The 18643-nt window shown below is 35.9% G+C and carries 19 protein-coding genes; 8 read left to right on the top strand and 11 right to left on the bottom strand.

What is annotated here, in order from left to right; genetic code table 11:
• Positions 1-219 precede the first annotated feature (219 nt).
• Complete coding sequence (locus BFM98_RS10495) at positions 220-1695, bottom strand: methyl-accepting chemotaxis protein (protein ID WP_066037302.1); 1476 nt, start codon at positions 1693-1695, stop codon at positions 220-222.
• A 136-nt stretch (positions 1696-1831) separates the two neighbouring features.
• Here BFM98_RS10495 and BFM98_RS10490 point away from each other — a divergent pair, with 136 nt between their 5' ends.
• Positions 1832-2794, top strand: coding sequence for an MBL fold metallo-hydrolase (locus tag BFM98_RS10490; protein WP_066037301.1), 963 nt, complete (start codon positions 1832-1834; stop codon positions 2792-2794).
• A 194-nt stretch (positions 2795-2988) separates the two neighbouring features.
• Here the strand turns inward: BFM98_RS10490 and BFM98_RS10485 are convergent, their stop codons facing one another.
• A complete protein-coding gene (locus tag BFM98_RS10485; RefSeq protein ID WP_066037300.1) occupies positions 2989-4806 on the bottom strand; it encodes a DNA ligase D in 1818 nt (605 codons plus the stop codon).
• A gap of 106 nt (positions 4807-4912) precedes the next feature.
• On the opposite strand from BFM98_RS10485, the gene ku reads away from it, so the two are divergent.
• Complete coding sequence (gene ku, locus BFM98_RS10480; RefSeq protein WP_004225181.1) at positions 4913-5734, top strand: non-homologous end joining protein Ku; 822 nt, start codon at positions 4913-4915, stop codon at positions 5732-5734.
• Positions 5735-5765: 31 nt separating this feature from the next.
• Here ku and BFM98_RS10475 read toward each other — a convergent pair whose 3' ends face one another.
• Entirely contained in the window at positions 5766-6287 is a 522-nt protein-coding gene (locus BFM98_RS10475) for an AAA family ATPase (RefSeq protein ID WP_066037299.1), read from the bottom strand.
• Positions 6288-6427: 140 nt separating this feature from the next.
• Between BFM98_RS10475 and BFM98_RS10470 the strand changes: the two genes are divergently transcribed.
• Positions 6428-7435 carry a serine hydrolase domain-containing protein gene (locus BFM98_RS10470; protein WP_066037298.1) on the top strand — a complete coding sequence of 336 codons (1008 nt, stop codon included), beginning with the start codon at positions 6428-6430 and terminating at the stop codon, positions 7433-7435.
• Positions 7436-7449: 14 nt separating this feature from the next.
• Here the strand turns inward: BFM98_RS10470 and BFM98_RS10465 are convergent, their stop codons facing one another.
• Positions 7450-7980 (bottom strand): dihydrofolate reductase family protein, encoded by a 531-nt coding sequence (locus tag BFM98_RS10465; protein ID WP_066037297.1) that lies wholly within the window; start codon positions 7978-7980, stop codon positions 7450-7452.
• A gap of 100 nt (positions 7981-8080) precedes the next feature.
• On the opposite strand from BFM98_RS10465, the gene BFM98_RS10460 reads away from it, so the two are divergent.
• A complete protein-coding gene (locus BFM98_RS10460) occupies positions 8081-9034 on the top strand; it encodes a helix-turn-helix transcriptional regulator (protein ID WP_066037296.1) in 954 nt (317 codons plus the stop codon).
• Between the two features lie 90 nt (positions 9035-9124).
• Positions 9125-10171: a DUF418 domain-containing protein gene (locus BFM98_RS10455; protein ID WP_066037295.1), complete on the top strand. Its 1047-nt coding sequence runs from the start codon at positions 9125-9127 to the stop codon at positions 10169-10171.
• Between the two features lie 360 nt (positions 10172-10531).
• Here the strand turns inward: BFM98_RS10455 and BFM98_RS10450 are convergent, their stop codons facing one another.
• Entirely contained in the window at positions 10532-11386 is an 855-nt protein-coding gene (locus tag BFM98_RS10450) for a hypothetical protein (RefSeq protein ID WP_054550286.1), read from the bottom strand.
• 421 nt (positions 11387-11807) lie between these two features.
• Here BFM98_RS10450 and BFM98_RS10445 point away from each other — a divergent pair, with 421 nt between their 5' ends.
• The gene (locus tag BFM98_RS10445) at positions 11808-12053 is read left to right on the top strand and encodes a hypothetical protein (protein ID WP_048392591.1); all 246 of its coding nucleotides are present in this window, start codon (positions 11808-11810) and stop codon (positions 12051-12053) included.
• Positions 12054-12106: 53 nt separating this feature from the next.
• On the opposite strand, the gene BFM98_RS10440 is transcribed toward BFM98_RS10445, so the two are convergent.
• Together BFM98_RS10440 and BFM98_RS10435 are read right to left on the bottom strand one after the other, a co-directional pair.
• Positions 12107-12499 (bottom strand): RidA family protein, encoded by a 393-nt coding sequence (locus BFM98_RS10440; protein ID WP_016992195.1) that lies wholly within the window; start codon positions 12497-12499, stop codon positions 12107-12109.
• Positions 12500-13207: 708 nt separating this feature from the next.
• Positions 13208-13756 carry a hypothetical protein gene (locus BFM98_RS10435; protein WP_054550288.1) on the bottom strand — a complete coding sequence of 183 codons (549 nt, stop codon included), beginning with the start codon at positions 13754-13756 and terminating at the stop codon, positions 13208-13210.
• Positions 13757-13973: 217 nt separating this feature from the next.
• On the opposite strand from BFM98_RS10435, the gene BFM98_RS10430 reads away from it, so the two are divergent.
• A complete protein-coding gene (locus tag BFM98_RS10430; RefSeq protein WP_036076407.1) occupies positions 13974-14639 on the top strand; it encodes a response regulator transcription factor in 666 nt (221 codons plus the stop codon).
• A 1-nt stretch (position 14640) separates the two neighbouring features.
• Positions 14641-15888, top strand: coding sequence for a sensor histidine kinase (locus BFM98_RS10425; protein WP_066037294.1), 1248 nt, complete (start codon positions 14641-14643; stop codon positions 15886-15888).
• Positions 15889-16029: 141 nt separating this feature from the next.
• On the opposite strand, the gene BFM98_RS10420 is transcribed toward BFM98_RS10425, so the two are convergent.
• Genes BFM98_RS10420 through BFM98_RS10405 form a run of 4 tightly spaced genes read right to left on the bottom strand, consistent with a single transcriptional unit; the run spans position 16030 to position 18426 of the window.
• Positions 16030-16584 carry a ferric reductase-like transmembrane domain-containing protein gene (locus BFM98_RS10420; RefSeq protein ID WP_036076409.1) on the bottom strand — a complete coding sequence of 185 codons (555 nt, stop codon included), beginning with the start codon at positions 16582-16584 and terminating at the stop codon, positions 16030-16032.
• Positions 16574-17455 (bottom strand): FAD:protein FMN transferase, encoded by an 882-nt coding sequence (locus BFM98_RS10415; RefSeq protein ID WP_254660024.1) that lies wholly within the window; start codon positions 17453-17455, stop codon positions 16574-16576. Before BFM98_RS10415 ends, BFM98_RS10420 begins: the two co-directional genes overlap by 11 nt.
• 52 nt (positions 17456-17507) lie before the next feature.
• Positions 17508-17765, bottom strand: a complete 258-nt coding sequence (locus BFM98_RS10410) for a hypothetical protein (protein WP_066037292.1) — start codon at positions 17763-17765, stop codon at positions 17508-17510.
• A 16-nt stretch (positions 17766-17781) separates the two neighbouring features.
• A complete protein-coding gene (locus BFM98_RS10405) occupies positions 17782-18426 on the bottom strand; it encodes a copper amine oxidase N-terminal domain-containing protein (RefSeq protein ID WP_066037291.1) in 645 nt (214 codons plus the stop codon).
• Positions 18427-18643: the final 217 nt, after the last annotated feature.

Below are 18643 nucleotides of genomic sequence, written 5' to 3'. Positions count from 1 at the left end.
TCTACAGCTAATATATAAATGGTGACAATCACCATGACAAACACACTACAAATGCATATTTAAGTTATTGTGCTGAGGCTCATACAAACTCAAAAACAATCACCACAACCAGATATGGATAAAACAATGTCGATGAATACTATCTCTATACCCTCCATCTAGGAAGGTTAATCCTTCTCTTATTTTACCCTACCATTTATTTCAATATCAATGGTTCTATTATACCTTTGCCATCACTAATGCCTTTAACGTGTTACTTAAAGCCTGAATATGATTTGTTGTATCCGTCATGCTTACTAGAAGCTGATTTTCGTCCTCCACTGAATGTAGAATAGCACCAGTAGAAGCCGCATTTTGCTCGGTCATGTGATTCAGTTTTTCAATTTGCTTTTGGATTACCTCGAATTGTGAGATGGCACTGCTTAATTCATGCATCCCTCTTGTTAAATCTGTATTCGTTTCCGTAAAAGAATCCTTTAAACTATTAAAGAAATGACTGACATCCTGTAAAAGCTGTTCTCCATGCTGGAGTGCCTTTTCACCGTCATCAGAGCGCTGATGAGCCTCTGTCGATTTTTCAAACAAGGTTTTTGTGACATTGGTAATGCTGACAGTAATTGCAGCGCTTTCCTCTGCTAGCTTACGCACTTCATCTGCTACAATAGCAAATCCTTTTCCATGTTCTCCCGCTCTAGCTGCTTCTATCGCCGCATTTAAGGCCAATAAATTAGTCTGTTCTGCAATATGGGTAATCCCCTTTAATAGACTATCCACTGTTTGCAGGCTGTGTTGCAGCTCGTTGACAGTTTCCGCAGTTGAGCCCATCGCATGACTCATGACGCTCATTTGAGTCATTGCATCCTGCATTTTATCCCACCCTGCTAATACTTCTTGTTGTAGATCAGTAGATTTAGCGACCGTATCCTTCGAAATCGTCAATGTTTTATTGACAAAATGAACCGAGTCACCCATTGTGCCATGAATCATTTGTAAACTAGATGCCTCCTGCTGAATACTTGCAGAAATATCCTCTGTCGCTACTAAAATTTGCTTACTAGAGCCAGAAATCCTTTGCATTGTTTGTTGGAATTGCGTGACATGTTTGTCCAATGCCTGACTACTCTTTTCGATTTCCTGAAATGTATTTTGTAGTTGATTGAAGGATGCTTGCACTTCATTTTGCTGGATTTCTGCATGTTGAATCAATTCATTTCCCCATTTTGCCAGCAAATAAAAAGCAATAATGACCCCATTCATAATTGCCAGAAGTGTCACAAAGACAATGGTGTCATCAAATGGTCCTAACAATGATGACGAGTTGACCATATATAAAATGAAAAAACTAAAATTGGTTAGAATCCCAAAGAAAACAATCAATTCTTTTTTAAAATATAGGGCAATGATGGCCACGGTGCACAGTAAAATATAATGTTTATTTAATGAGAAGCTATCAAGCAAAAATAAGGTAAACACAACACTTGATGGAATGAGGCCAAAAATAAAGCCTTTGACATACGTTTTTATAGGTAAAAAATAATTACATACCGCCAAAGCAATGACAGCTAACCCAATAAATAAAAAATGGATGCCCTTTGATAGAATCATAGGTCCACATATTAGAATGGCCAAAATTGAGATAATAGCCAAATTTACACGATGAACTTTTCGTGTATCATAACGAATTTTATGCTCCATTACTATCCCCCTAAAAAAATGAATAGACATTCAGTTTAATTTTCTATTATTATATAGTATAACAACCACTTTTTGTAGATAAATATTGCATTTATAAGCAGAATTAGCTTATTTTTGAAAAAAGGGGGAAATTGAATTGACTAGCGTCCAACAAATCGCACCAAATTTCTACTGTATCGATACACATGATTTAGGTCGAGAGCAGCGAACAAGCTCCTATCTATTAATCGATGAAAAGATTGCTCTTATCGAAACTTCGGCCAGTCCATCCGTACCTTATATTATGGAAGGGTTACAGAAATTAAATATTGCAGTAGAGGATATAGACTATGTCATCGTGACACATATTCATTTAGACCATGCAGGCGGAGCAGGGTTATTTTTGCAAAGCTGTCCCAATGCTAAATTAGTGGTTCATCCACGAGGCGCAGCCCACATGATTGATCCAAGTCGTCTTATCCGCAGTGCTAAAGGGGTTTATGGCGCTGAATTTGACCGCCTTTTTGATCCAATTGTGCCCATTGACGCTACAAGAATTATTGAAGTCCATCACGAACAGCGATTACAATTAGGTCAGCATCATTTAACGTTTTATCATACTGAGGGGCATGCTAAGCATCATGTTTCAATGCTTTATTCCGCAACAAATGGCTTGTTTGTAGGAGATACAACAGGTGTTCGCTATCCCGAAATGGATGAGGAAGCAATTGATTTAATCATTCCGTCCACCTCTCCAAATCAATACAATCCTGAAACAATGGAACAATCCTTAAAATTGTACGAAAAGCTACAAGCAAGTGAATTATACTTTGGTCACTATGGGGCTTATAAAAATCCAGCTGAAGCCTATCGTCAGGTGCGCTATTGGACACCACTCTTTTTAGAAGAAGGTAGAAAAGCGCAAGCAGCATCCAGCCAGTTCCAAGAACAAGTTCACTACTTAGATGCTCGCTTAAAGGAACTTTTATTTAACTATCTACAGGAAAACGGCATTCCGTCCGATCATCCTGTCTATCAAACCATCCCATTCGATACCATTGTGTCCGCAATGGGCATACTGGATTATCTCGAAAAAGCAAATGCGCAGATTCCACTTTAACGGCAATAAGAGGTGTTCCCAATGACATTAGGGACACCTCTTTTTTAGAAGCGCTTATAGTACTGGTCAAAGCAAGCTTTTTGTAAAACCTGCCCTTTTACATCGGAGGGCGCTCTTTTTTCAGGTGAACCGCTCGCTTTACATCGCACTGCGCTTATGCCCTGTCCAAGCTTTTCCTATCTCCATAAGTGTCCTCATTCCTTTAATTGATCTAGAACTGCTTGAAAATTTTGTTGCTCCCCTACTTCACGAAATAATTGAAAGGGATTGCTCATTTTTTTCATGCGCTCCATGACAAAGGGAATCGTAAAAAGTGTTGGTGTTAGGTTTTCATTGACCTCCTCCCATAGAAGCGGTGTTGCTACTAAACCCATTTCATTGCCCCGAGTAGAATACGGGGCAATGATAGTCTTGCCCTCTGCATGCTGCACATAATCTAAATATAATTTTTCATGACGATTCTTTTTTAAACGCTCAATTGTATATAGATTTGGCTTTTGCTCACATAAAAAGCGACAAACAAACTCTGTAAATATACGTACCTCTTCATAAGTAAATGTATTTGCGGGTAAAGGAATATACAGCTGTAAACCTTTTCCACCTGATGTTTTGACAAAGGATTGGAGCTGAAAATAATCAATAATGTTCTTTAAATCAAGTGCCCCTGAAACGGCTAATGAAAAATCTTGTACTGAGGGAGGATCTAAGTCGAAAACGATTTCTGTCGGGTACGGAGAATGATGTGTTTGAAATGGAATGTGGAGCTCTAATGCCAGTTGATTTCCAAGCCACAATAACGTTTCCAAGTTATTACACACGATATAATCAATATCATCCATCACAGCTGTTGCCACAAAATTAGGCATTTTTTCTGGTTTACTTTTTTGATAAAAACTTTCGCCTGGAACACCATGTGGATAGCGTATTAGCGTTAGAGGACGATCCTTTAGAAAAGGCATTAAATAGGGCGAAATATTTTGCAAATAGAACAAGTATTGATCCTTTGTAATCCCCATATTCGGCCATACAGGCTTGTCTGGATGTGTGATAGCAACTGAATCAGGGATAGGATACAGTTGACGTTGCATGTGCAGCCAATTACATTCCTTAGGTGATATCTCTAATCGAAAGGCATGAAATCTAGGCTCCCGAAGCTTACTACCATCAAAATCAATACAGGCAATATCAACACAAATCGAAGGCTCAAGTTCCCATAGCTCCTTTTTACGCAGTCCATTAGTCTGAAAGAATTTGACAAGTGTTTGATGCTCTTCCTCTGTCATCCCATGCTTAAACGTAACAACTTCTCGTAATTCATTGTCCTCAAAAACTGCACCATGAAAATAACTATTGCTATGGTCATATTGTGTGACAATGACTGTGACATAACGCCAATTTTTTATCTTTAACCAATGATTTGATCGTATGTTTTCAAGCCATTTACTTGTTTTCTTCTTAGCAACAATGCCTTCCCCATTGTAAAGCTCGATGGACTGCCATAAGCTCTCATGCTCCTCACTACCATGTATGACTTGGATAGGCGTTGGATTCTCATAGTTTACGCTTGGCCATTTGAACTTCGTAGCAAGCTTGCCCAATTGCTCCTTACGCGTTTTTAAATAGTGGTTTTGGAGAGATTCTCCTTTAAGGGTTAAAACATCAAATGCTAGATAGTGAAAAGGACATGAATGAGCATGTTCCTGAATCACGTCTTGATTTTGCATTCTCCCCCTCTTCTGAACAACGGCAAAATCACTTTTATAATGATTGCGTAAATAAACTAACTCCCCATCCAAGGTTAGGGGTAAAAAGGTTTGAATGGATGCATATATTTGCTGACAAAAAGCTAAAATTTCGGGAAACAAGTGATTTAACTGTCGTCCATTTCTGCTAATGAGCTTCGGCTCCTCATCCCAAACTAATAAGCAGCGAAAACCATCATATTTCGTTTCAAATAGCCATTCATCTCCACTAGGAATATCGTTTGTTTCGGATAAAAGCATTGGTTTCATTCCGCTATACCTACTTTGCTTTTTATATTCAGTGTTTGAAGATTTCATTTTAAGATACATAAAAAACCTCAAAATACATCATAGTAAGAAAAACGAGGTGACAACAATGCATACAGTGTGGAAAGGCAGTATTTCCTTTGGACTTGTTAATATTCCTGTGAAACTACATGCTGCAACTGAAAATAAAGATGTCAAATTGCGTCAGCTTCACAAAGACTGCCATACGCCGATTAGCTATAAAAAGGTTTGTGAGGGCTGTAACCAAGAGGTAACAGATGAGGATATCGTGAAGGCTTATGAATATGCCAAAAATAAATTTGTTGTGTTGGATCAAGAGGATTTAGAAAACTTGCGTAAGGAAAATGAAGATAAGGCTGTGGAAATTATTGATTTTGTGCAATTAACTGAAATCGATCCAATCTATTTTGAACGCACCTATTTTTTATCACCCGATTCGACGGGAGCCAAAGCCTATTCATTGTTACGAAAAACATTAGAACAATCAGGGAAAATTGGCATTGCCAAAATCGTTATCCGCTCTAAAGAGCAACTTGCCATTGTGCGTGTTTATCAAAATGCCCTTGTGATGGAAACAATTCACTATCCAGATGAGGTAAGAAGCATTGGCGATGTCCCTAATATTCCAAGTGAACAGGATGTAGTACAAAAGGAGCTCGATACAGCCCTCATGTTAGTGGAACAACTAACAACTACATTCAACCCTGAAAAATATACAGATGATTACCGCAATGCTTTATTAGAACTAATTGAAGAAAAGAAAGCTACAAATACGATATCTACAAGCGATAAACAACGTCCAATTCCTGAAAATGTCACGGATTTAATGACAGCTCTACAGGCCTCTTTAGAAAAAACAAAAAAGCCCGCTACAAGAAAACGGACTACACGTACAAAGAAAAATGCCTAAGAACAAGCGTATCCTGACATCGGGATACGCTTTAGAATTGTCGAAAATAGGAATCTAAATCCTTTTTGCGCTGAATCATTAAAAGTTTAGCCAATACAGCATGTTGCTGTTTAAAGAATTTAGGCTTTCCTACCCTTTCAAAGCGTTTATTCCAACGAAACATTTTAAAAAAGATCGAAAAAGTAGGTTGATAGTGAGCTTTTTCCAAGCCCATTTTTTGTTTTATAAATCTTTTTATTATACGAAAGACTCGAATTTTATAAGGCGTATCGAGAAAGATAATGCAATCAGCTTGCTGGAAGCTATCAACAACCCAATCCTCCTGATGGATCCCCTCTATAATCCAACTGTTCGTTTGGAGAATGGTTTGTAAGTGCTCCTTTTTTTCTTCATCTGTTCTTAGAATATCCCCTGATTCCTTTCGCATCCATGCCACATTATCAAGCTCATAATAAGGAATCTGCAAGGTTTTAGATAACTTCCTCGCCAATGTTGTTTTCCCACTGCCAACGGACCCAATGATATGTATTTTTTGTGGAAACGCTTTTGTCACAGAACCCCTCCATTATATGTACCTTTGTAGAAATAATTCCTTTATTATACAATAGATTTCAGCTTACATAACGATAGTTTCCCAAGAACATTCGTTCCTAATTATGGTATAATAAAGGAAAAACTAGGAGATCTTTATTCATGACAATACATGAGCAAATGTCGCAACAACAAATAGCTGGCCTCAGCATTGCCTATATAAAGGATGGTGAGCTTCAGAAAGCAGAGTGTTTTGGTCTATTAGAGGTCGGGAAAACTAACAGAATCAATACCGAAACCATCTTCAATGCCTGTTCAATTAGTAAACTAGTTACAAGCATTTTAGTGATGAAGCTGGTCGAGCAAGGTATAGTAGATTTAGATGAGGATATTAATCAAAAGCTCACATCTTGGAAGATGCCAGAGCATAGCTACACTCAGGAAAAAAAAGTAACATTACGACATTTGTTAAGTCATCAGGCCGGGATTAGTGACCCTAAAGGCAGCTTCTCTCCCTTACATTCACTATGGCAGAGGCCTTCGATGGTCGACTTATTAAAAGGTACAACTCCTTATTGTTCCATACCAATCGATAGTACTTTTGAGGCTGAGCAAGAATTTCACTATTCAGATGCTGGCTTTTGCATTGTTCAATTGCTGATTGAGGATACAACAGGCTCAAGTTTTTCAACACTCATGACAGACGTGATTTTCCGACCACTAGCCATGACAAATAGCTTTTTTTCTTCCGCAGTCCCAACTGCCAATACAGCAAGTGGTCATCAGAAAGATGGCACCCTAACAGCACAAAGATACCCTATTTACCCGTATGATGCAGCTTGTGGATTATGGACAACACCGTCAGATCTAGCAAAATTATTACAAGAGGTAATGCAGGCCTTAAAGGGAAAGGGTACACTTGGTTTAGCTTCAATCCATGAGCTAATTCGTCCTCAGGGCTGTAAAGAATGGATGGGCCTTGGTGTATTTCTTGATGATGCTGGTGAGCAGCTTGAAATATCCTCACTTGGCTGGGGCGTTGGCTATCAATGTATGCTAGTGGCCTACCCCCACCTAGGCAAAGGCTTTGTTGCCATGATTAACACCGATACAGGCGTACATCAAATGCAAGGTCTCTTAGGAGAAATCTATCGTTCCTTTATCCAATAAAGAAGAGGCTTGATTTAAGCCTCTTTCCTTACCTCATAATGCAGTTGTACCATTTGACCATATCGTTTTGTTTCCAATAGCCTTAAGTTTTCGAATGGACGGGGAGATTTAAACAAGGGTATCCCTGAGCCCAGTAAATGGGGTGTAATCGTAATAATCCATTCGTCAATTAGCCGCTCCTGTAAAAAAGCATCTAGAAGGTCCCCTCCCCCTACCATCCAAATCTTTGTGCCTTCTTGCTCTTTTAAACGTTGAGTAAATGTAACGACATCCTCCTGGATAAACGTCACATGCTCATTTTCCCCAGTTTGAGTTGTTGAGAACACATAGCATTTTTTATCAGGATAAGGGAACGGTTTAAGATGTTCTAGGATATAATCATATGTTCGTTTTCCCATAATGACGGTATCAATGGTCTGATACATATCAGCGTAGCCATTATCACCCTCTCCCTCTGTTTCCTCTAGCCACTGTAGATCATCATTTTCCTTAGCAATAAATCCATCTAAACTCCCTGCAATAAATACCAGTATTTCCCGTGACATTACGTCAGCTCCTCTTCTTTTGAAAATCTCTTGTACAATCTCTATACTAAATATAAAACATGACAACTATTGGCATGATTAAATAAAAAGGTGAAAAAATATGACCAAAGCTAAACGATTAATTGATATTTTGCTATTTGTCAGTAAGAAAAAGAAATTTACAGCGCAGGAAATTGCCGACACCTTCCATATTTCCGTGCGAACGGTGCATCGTTACCTTTTGGATTTAAGTGATATGGGGCTACCCATTTACGCGGAACAGGGAAGATATGGGGGCTATACGGTGCTATCAAATGCCATTCTCCCCCCGATATTATTTACCGAGGAAGAGGCGGTCGCCATTTTCTTTGCATTCCAGTCTTTGCACTATTATCGTGATTTACCCTTTAATACTGAAATGAAGTCTGTCTCTCAAAAGCTGTATGAATCCTTACAGAAGGAAGCCAAGAAAAAGGTGGATACGCTGCAATCCTATATTGCCTTTTGGAACCCTAAAAGAGCCATTACAACACCACTCTTAACGGACGTTTTAGAGGCTATCATCAACCAATCACAATTGCATATCCAGTATGAATCGAAGTCTGGTATCACCTCTAAGCATATCCAGCCTATTGGCGTGTACGCTCATGATGGCTTATGGTATATGCCTGCGCTACTGCTATCAAATGAAAGAATATTACTCTTCCGTGTAGATCGAATTAAAGGGATAAAAATTAGTGAAGCAACCCATAAAACGACGATGAATTTGCAGCAATGGCTTGAAACTGACTATGAGCCACAGCTGCCTATTCGGTTATATGTAGAATTATCAAGCGAGGGCGTTCGTCAATGTTTAAGTGAGCCCCATCTTGAAAAAGCGGTTGTTCGACATAGTGATGGAACAGGCTATATCGATACGATCATCGATCAACATGAGCTCCACTTTAATAGCTCCCTTTTCTTTCGCCTTGGTCAACATGCGATTGTCAAAGAACCGTACGCACTAATTCAGCTTATACGTCAGCATGCATATGAGCTATTAGCGATTTACCCTGAGCCAATAGAGCCTCTATAAGATGACAATTTTGTCAGATTCACGTAACATTCATCGTTACTACTTTTAAAAGATCTTCCTTATAATTGGTTTTGAAGGAGGAGATATACGTTGCAACCGACCAACAGTAATAAACGAATTGATACATTAGATTATTTAAGAGGGTTCGCCTTACTGGGCATTATTTTAGTCAATATCCCCTCATTAATGTGGATTGAACCACCTGAATTGGTAAACGATATTGCCTATAGCCGCCTTCTAACACTTTTTGTAGAGGGTAAATTTTTTATCATTTTTTCATTTTTATTTGGAATAGGATTCTATCTCTTTATTTCACGCGCACAGGCAAGGGGCGAAAAAGCCTATGCCTTATTTAGTCGTAGGCTTTTGATTTTACTGTTTATGGGGCTAGTGCATTTTTATTTCCAACCAGGTGAAGCCTTAACTGTCTATGCTATCTTTGGCTTTGTAGCCTTACCTTTTTATAAAATGCGCAAAGACATCAATCTCATCCTTGGATTCATCCTATTAGCCATCACTGCCTATTTTGGTCTAAAAATTTTAATGCCATTTCCACTGATTTTGCTTGGTCTAGCTGCTGGTCAATATCATTTATTTGAAAATATCTCGTTACATCGAAATAAAATCATGTTAGTGACGATTGTAATGGGCTTTATAAGCATGGCTAGCTGGTTTTATCAATGGCAGTATGTCCCTGCGCCTCTTGTCAATATCCAGCATTTGCCCAAGGATCAGCTAGCGGCTCATATTACAAATATTGAGCAATTTTCATTAATTGGACTACAGTTTAGCCCATTCGCTTCTGCCTTTTACATGGGAACAATCATCCTATTATTACAAAGCACTTTGTTCCAGCGACTATTGGCACCGTTAAAAGCATATGGACGCATGGCCTTGACTAATTACCTGGGGCAAACAGCGCTCATTCTCTTAATTGGCCATGCTTTCGGTTTAATTGGACAACTTCGCTATCTTGAATCTTTGTGGATTTGTCTAGGCATTTATGGTTGCCAATTGCTCTTTAGTAAGCTATGGCTATACTTTTTCCGCTTTGGCCCTATGGAATGGCTATGGCGAATCGGGACATATTGGACAATTCCTCCCCTACGACAAAGTACGAAAGATTATTTATCGTAAAGGATAAACACCTATCAGCTTGGTGGTAAACATCATATATTGGTAATGTACCCTACTCGCTTTCCATCTTTGCTCATATCTTCAGCAAGAAACACATCCCCATTTTATTTAGTCACCAAAGTGACTAATTTAAAAACAGCGTTAAGCCATTGTTAACGCTGTTTTTTTACTTTTATTACATCTAACCTAAGTGAATCATTGGGGTTACTTTGTGGGGAATAGGTATTAAAAGCTAATAAAGTTACTCGGACATAAACATACAAGTCACTGGATTTTAAAATCCAGTGACTTGTATTCATTACCATTATTTTTCTCTTGCAAGCAAGTATAGCTCTTCATCTTGATAATTGGTTCACTGTACTAAATACGGGTTAATGCGCCATCAGGTTTGGGAATTTCTTGAACTGTTAGCTGATTCATTTTACAAAAATGTTTAAAGAATTGTTGTGCCAACTCCAGTTCTTTTGGGTCACTTTTCAACGAAATGATATCAAGTAAAATTTGAGCCATCCATAAATTTTCGAAATAACGATATTTCCCTGTTTTCCATGTCATTTTTTCGGGGAATTTTTCATTGATATAATATTGCCAGAAAAGTAACTGATCCGATTCCTGTTCTGTCAGTTGAATTCTGTATTTTGAATGAGCAGGAATATGTCCATCTTCACACAGCTTGCCGACGAATTTTTCATTCACCATATAGACACCTAAGATGCGTCTATCACTTTCAGGCTGGCTGGAATCTCTTGCTGTTAAAAGGACAGCGCTATTTTGGTGCAAGCGGCTCGGCTTGTTTGGCTTCCCTTTATTATTACCACTCTTTAATATACCTGAAAAAACATTCCACTCTGAAACAGAACTATTCTGTTCCTCTGAATCACACCAAAAAACCATCTGTGATGCGGGATGAAGTTTATGATTACTCATAAGTTTTTCGTGTTCCAAGCGAAGCAAGAGTTCTTTCCGTTGAAGTTCTTTGGCCTCTTCCATCCGCGATTCTTCTTCTTTTCGTTCAATTTCTTTTTTTTGTATAATTTCCTCAAGTAACTTAGCATCACTTTTATCATGTATTGTTAGGTGCTTTCCAAATACATCTGGAAAAACAAACCTTTTATTTTCTGATGCAAAATGTATTTCAATACTTGAATCATTTTGATTAACTATACTACCTATGCCAAAACGCTTGTGTGTAACTTTCTTATTAATTAGATTCATTCATCTAGTCCTCCTTATGGAATAAAAATTAAGTTACTATTAGATAGTAAAATTTCAAATAACTTCTTTAAAACAATTTCGAATTTTTCTTCTGTTTAAAAATAAAAAAACGTATCCAAATTCTTTCTGCAAAATAGGACATCGGAATTCGAAATACGTTTATAAAAAAATGATCGTAAGACTATTATAACATTTTTTAATAAAATTACAAATTTATTATTGACAACACATTTTTACATGAGTTAAAATATTTATTTATTCTCTGAATGTCATTAGAATCCTGTTAGACCATAAACTTCTAAAAAACGCCTTATAAAATCCAACTTTTCCTTGTTACCTATTTGATGCCCATAAATTCTTCACCTGTTTCTTATTCTTAGCATACAATGCAAATAATACCCTTTTTTGTAGGGAGGATTATATGAAGCAAAATAAAGGTAATCGGAATAATGAGGGATTGGAATCCGTGAGTCAAGCAGCTAAGTTGGCTGTCATTGCGGGGGCGATTACAACACTTGGAGACGCTCTAGCGACCATTGCGGCTGGTCTTGCTCTAGAGGATGAGTTGAAGGAAATTGAAAGTAATAGCAATGATATTGACAAACTACAAAAGCAAATTGACGAATTAAATTATGAAATGAAACAATTAAAAAGGATGTTACGTTAATACCGTCTGTACACAAAAACGACAATACCACATGGATATTGTCGTTTTTTAGGCTATTTAGCAGCCCAAAGTTCAATCTCTATTTTTATATCTGGTAGCCCCAATGCAGATACATAAGCAATAGTCATAGAGGGATAGGAATGACCAAACATTACTTCCCATTGCTGATAGAAATGATGCCAATCAATCTCCTCTGTCGCCCATATATTCACCTTTACCACATGAGATGCATCCAATCCCTCAGTTGCTAAAAGCGCTTCAATATTTCTAAATGTATTGGTGGTTTGTTCAATTAAATCTACTGGCAGTTGATCATCTTGATCAACCCCAATTTGTCCAGAGAATGCATACATTGTTGCATCTTTCGGGATGATTGTGATGTGGCTATATTTCCCAACAGGGCTAGGTACCTGCATTGGATTTTTACGTACTATGTTAGTTTTCATATTCTTTTCTCCTTTAGGATTGTATTTTTTTCTAAAAAAGGGCAGACTTATCCCTTGTTTGTTGATTTTAGAAAAAAACAGCTGTGGAGAACCCTATACCCATGCTTAAAAAACGAATAGCTCTTTTTTTCATATGAATTCTCCTCCTTGTCCCTAAAGTTATGTTCACTTTACCATTTCTATCCTAGACAATCAATGAAATACCCAAACTCTTTTGCATTTCATCGATTATTTCTCAGGCAATTAACTATTCAACCATAGCAATCACAACATATATATAGTAGTGTAAAGCTAAATTAGCCTTACACCTCCGAAATTGTTACTAGGGTCACTCCATCCCAAGTGTCCCTTTGCATAAAAGAACTAGGTACCCCTCTTTGGCGGTACCTGTTTTTTTTGTTATTTGGGGTCGAGTCGCACTTATGTTGGCTAAGTTTTGTCCACCTGCATTACAGCTAGTTTTAATTCATCTGCAAGTAATGCTGAGGTGTAGAATTCTTATACGGAAATTTACCATTGCCAATACAAGAACTATAAACTTAAATATAATTACACCGCACACTTCCTTAATGCGATCCTTTTGCTTTAAGCTCAAATACTAGAGATTCTTTGTCTAAGCATTGTTTATACAACAAATATAGAAAATGAATGCAGTATGCAACAAAAATGTTAAGCTTAGTAATTATGAGCCGAGTCATGTTTACATAATTAAGAGATAAAAATATGAATCCCTCCTGTAATAACACTTAATGCCGCTATTGAGATATGGATTGTTCGCAAGCTTCGATTTTTTCTATAGTTGAATAAATTCATTCCTATAATAGCAGTAATTGATAAAAGAATAATTGCAATTAAGCCAATAATTCCTTCATTCTCCAATTCACCCTCATTAAAGTACATGATTATCCCATGACCAATACCTAACAACAATGCCATTGTGCCAAAAAGAATATGATATCTACCTATTAACTTTGCTACGTATAAATATAGCCCTTTAGATTGTGGGAAAGTACGAGTTACAGACTTCAAGAAAGTTCTAATAGGAAAAATCATACCCGCTGCACCAATTCCTATGAATGTACACCAACCAATTAATTCACCAAGGTCCTCATAACGCCCTTCTTCGTGTTGTTGTCTACCGTTACCCTCATCATACTCATCTTTTCCTTCAAAAATATCATCTGCATAAATGGGATTTACATCATACAAAAAAAACATAACTACCAATACTATCCCAAACATTTTTAAATATCGCATAGGAGATCTCCTTCCATATTGAGGTTCAACATTAGTCTAAGCAACCAATATGAAAAAAATCTGAAAAACGGTACTAGAAAAAATTACGATATTTAATTTAAATTTCTTTTTTGGCTTAGAATAAGTAGAAGATTGGTCGCACAAAAAATTCAGGTGGATTTCATAATGTTGTTATAAATTAGTTATATTGAATATAAAAAAGGTAGGAGGAGCTTCGTTGAAAATACTGATAGCAGAAGATGATAATCGATTAAGAAAAAACATTGTTCACATCATTCAAAAAGAATTTCATCAGGTGGATGCTGTAGATAATGGTCAGCATGCATTAGAATACATACTGTTTCATACATACGATCTAGTCATTTTAGATTGGATGATGCCAGAAATAAGCGGTATTGATGTGTGCAAAGAAGCTAGAAGAAATGGTTATGAAGGTGGCATTTTAATACTAACAGCAAAGGATGATTGCAATGACATCATCTGCGGATTAGATGCAGGTGCTGACGATTATGTTGTTAAACCATTTAAAATGGAAGAACTCTTAGCTAGAATACGTGCCATTTTAAGAAGAAAAAATAAATCCATTCATCAAATCATTCAAATTGATGATTTAAAGTTATATTTGGATTCCAGAACACTTTTTAAAGATAATCAAGAAATACTATTAACTAAAAACGAATTTTTATTGTTAGAGTACCTTTTTATCAACAAAGGCATCATTCTTACTAGAGAACAAATTTACACACAAGTATGGGGCTTTGATCATGAAATGACAAACAACAACCTTGATGCGTTAGTAAAATTAGTTCGTAAAAAAATCGATCATAATCGTCCAAAATCCATTATTGAAAACATTAGAGGAATAGGATACAGAGTGAGGTAGCATGTTTAAGAAAACTCGTAAAAAACTAACTTTATTTAACTCCATTTATTTTATAGGCTTTTTCTTTGCTTTTCTTATTATTCTATATTTTTCATTAGTTCAACTAATGGATTATCAACAAATAGAAGAACTAGAAACTTATTATAAAGAACAATATCATGACTTTTTTGAGCACAAAAATGATAATGAAGGGAAATTAGAATTTAACCCAAATGGTATGTATTTTTACTATATTTATACAAAAGACCAGATACTAGTCCACGGTGACGAAAACTATCAAGGTTTATTTAAAGACCTAGAAAAAATCATTCGAACGGAAGATCCTTCTAAACGTTTTGTAAAAAATATTAAGTGGCGCGATAAACATCTTTTAATTTTATCGAAACCCATTCAGCCGAACGATGAATTTCTTGGATATATTGTTATAGGCAAATCGACCACATCACAATATCATTTTTTTCAAAAAATGATCTTACTGTTTATTGTTTTAATTATAATTTTTACGATAATAATTGGATTCTTAAGTTACTACATGGCAGGAAAAGCCATGATTCCCATTCAACATGCACTTGAAAAACAGAAAAGCTTTGTTTCAGATGCTTCTCATGAGTTAAGAACACCGCTAAGTGTATTTTATAGTTCACTCGATATTTTAGAAACTGATGAAGCTAATAATATGAGTGATTTCGGTAAAGAATTGATTGAAGATTTAAAGCATGAAGCAGAGTTAATGAAAGAGCTATTAGATAAACTATTATTTTTAGCCCGACATGACAAAAATCGTATTCATTCAACTAAAGAAAAAATCTCCTTAACAGAGTTGCTACTAACGATTAGTAGGAAGTTTAAAAGAGCGTTACCGAAATCAATCGTTTTCGAAACAGAAATCCAACCTAATGTTGAATTTATTGGAAATTCAAATAATATAACTGAATTAATTTATATATTATTAGATAATGCCGCTCAGTACACACAAAGAGGATCAATCTATCTAAAGCTTTTACAAACTGATAAAATGATATATATCTACATTGAAGATACAGGCATTGGGATTTCTAAGGAAGACCTACCTTTTATTTTTGATAGATTTTTCCGGAGTGATGCTGTGAGAAACAGAAACGGAACAGGACTAGGACTTGCTATAGCTGATTCTATTGTTCAAGATCACGGAGGAACATTCACAGTTCAAAGCGAATTGGAAAAAGGTACAACATTTTGTATTCAATTTCCTCTTTATACTAAAAAATAGGCTCTTCATCGTTACATGATGGATAAACCATAGAATGGCATTACATGTATCAGTAGTGCCATTCAACTAGTTTATTTTTTTGAGCTACTTTGGCAGTCTAGCTAACATGGAGAAACTGCCTTTCATCCATTCATGCATCGCTTACTTGCTAACCCCTTGCTTTTGATCTTTCTTCTTAAATCCATCACTCATCAACCTTACAAGTAGTGCGGTAATTATAACCATTACCGTACTGCTATAAAATAAAATTACCAACATTTGATTAGAGTCAGTACCAATGAATAGCCCATGAATAAGTGATAATATCCAAGCAGGTAAAACAAGAAAATGCATCTTCTTCCAAAGTGAAAAGTTCATTTTATTTATCCATATATCTGATGTTAAAAGAACTATTAAAAATAAATAAAAAGCTATGGTTCCTAGCCCAGACAACAATGCCTGATAGTTAGCGCTAAAAGGTAATACGATTTCAGAAATAGTATAGGGTTCGTATTGATCAATCATTAGTAAAAGTAAATGTACAATAACAGTTATAAATCCCATCCATCCACTCATTTGATGTAATTGAAAGTATAAGTTTTTATTGGACTTGAGAGTAGAAGATTTCCTTAGTAAACCAAAAAAAATTGACATACTGAAGTAAAAATAACTTAAAAGCCCTAATAATCGAATCCATTCCCAAGTACTAAATAACATCTAATTTTTCTCCTCCTTTCAGCCAATATATACTTCCATCATCTTTTGCTATTAAGCAAGCACAAGGCATCTGTAGTTTGTCAAACCATACTTGTAATTCTTGTTCATTTAATAAAAAAGCCAGTTTTGTTGCCACTTCTGCTTGACATAATGAGTTTGTTATTATCGTTGTTTGAAGGATAGGGCTAATGATTACCTCTCCGGTTCTTCCATCTAATAAGTGATGCTTTTCTTTCCCCTGCTGTTTCCAACTTCTGAATATACGATTCGATGTGGCAATTGCTCCATTTTGAATTCTAATTGAACTGATCTCTTCGTGTATATGAAATGGATGAGCAATCCCAATGGTCCATGTCTTTTTGCCTGACGACCACATTTTCATATCTCCACCACCATCTACAATTCCAAACTCTGGAGAAACCTGTCTAAGCCAATCAGCTATTTTTTCAACTACGTATCCTTTGGCAAATCCACCTAAATCAATTAATTGATTATCCGTTTTTAAAACTTCATTGTGATCCAAAAAAAGAAATGGCTTATTTGTCTTTTTTTCTATTTGTATTGCCTTATACGTTGATTCTTGAAAAGGAAAGGATCGATCATACCCATGTTGTTCTAAATGTAATTTTAGATACGGAGAAAATATATTATTAGTTAATGTATAATAGTTGTCTGCTGCTTTTAAACAATCATATAATGCAGGAGAAATTCTACCTATTTCTCCTACCTTTAGTTGATTAATTTGATTTAACTCATTATTTGGCTCAAATCTCGACCACTCTCTTGCAACGTGTTGCAACCATTTCACCACTTTGTCTTTCCAATCCATTTTTTGCGTTCCAGCAATTTCAATATAAAAGTTTGTATTCATCGTGTTTAATGAAAGGGTATCCAAGCAACTTCAACTCCACTTCAAACTAAGTTTAGGATCGTTTGGTAGTTCGATCGGTACGAGTTTTATTTTGTTGTAGTTGATTCACTCCAACAATTTCAAAATTTGTCCAATCTAATTGAACAAGTTCCTTTTCTCGGTCTGACATTTTTTTTGATTGTTCATTTGTCAAATTTAGATCAGCTATGTTTTTATCTGATGGAACATTATTAAATTGCGTTAATAGTAAAGAAGATAATATTACTCCAGAAGTGCCTAATATCCATTTAGCTTTCTTTTGATCTTTCATTCAATCATCTCCCTTTTTATTTTAATAACTTCAATACAACAGCGTTATTCATTTCTTGCCATTCAGCCACATAGCCCAAACCATTTGAAATTACACTAATTGGAACATATATATTATCATTCAAGTAAAATGTAACAGCTGGTATCGGTGTTTTTATCTCGTTATAGTACACTACATTTGTCCCCGCACGAAAAATTAGTTCTGTACCAGCTTTATTAATTTCTAATATTTTACTATCATCATAATTAACTACTTTTGCACCTAAAAGTTCAGCAACAATTTTACCTGGCACATATATTTCACCATCTAAAGGAATCAAGTAAAGTGACACTGTATTATTATTATTTTCTAGTTTTAATTGAATTTCTTTCGCTTCTTTTAGGGGTAACTCTCCTTTATTTACATAAGTCGATCTTGTCCAAATATTCCATGTATTACTATTTGTTTCAGGGTATCTTTGGTCATAATATTCATAATCCTCCTCTTCTTTATAATAATCATAATCATCATCTTCCTCGTCATCATCATAATCATCATTGTGCTTTTTATGAACATCACCCTCGTATTTTTTATAATCTTCTTCATCATCCGCATTTGCTATGTTGGCATCAACAAATGGCCAAATTAAACTAATAATTAGCAGTATTTTGATAATCCTCATTTTTTCAGCTCCTTTATGATATTTCCATCTTAATTAAGCTAAATGAAAAAATACTGAAAAAACAAAATCATTCATTACAAATTTAACAAATGTATAGACTGCCATTTTTGTTTCGATAGAGAAAGTTAATTTTCTATGAGAACTTAAATAGCATTCTTGATTGAAATCAAAAAAAATTGCCTTCTGCAAATATAGAAGGCAACTTCAGTATTTTACT

It is taken from the genome of Lysinibacillus sp. AR18-8, assembly GCF_001705465.1.
Lineage (GTDB): Bacteria > Bacillota > Bacilli > Bacillales_A > Planococcaceae > Lysinibacillus > Lysinibacillus capsici.
Note: the sequence above shows the minus strand (reverse complement) of the source record. Positions and strands in the feature narration are given on the sequence as shown.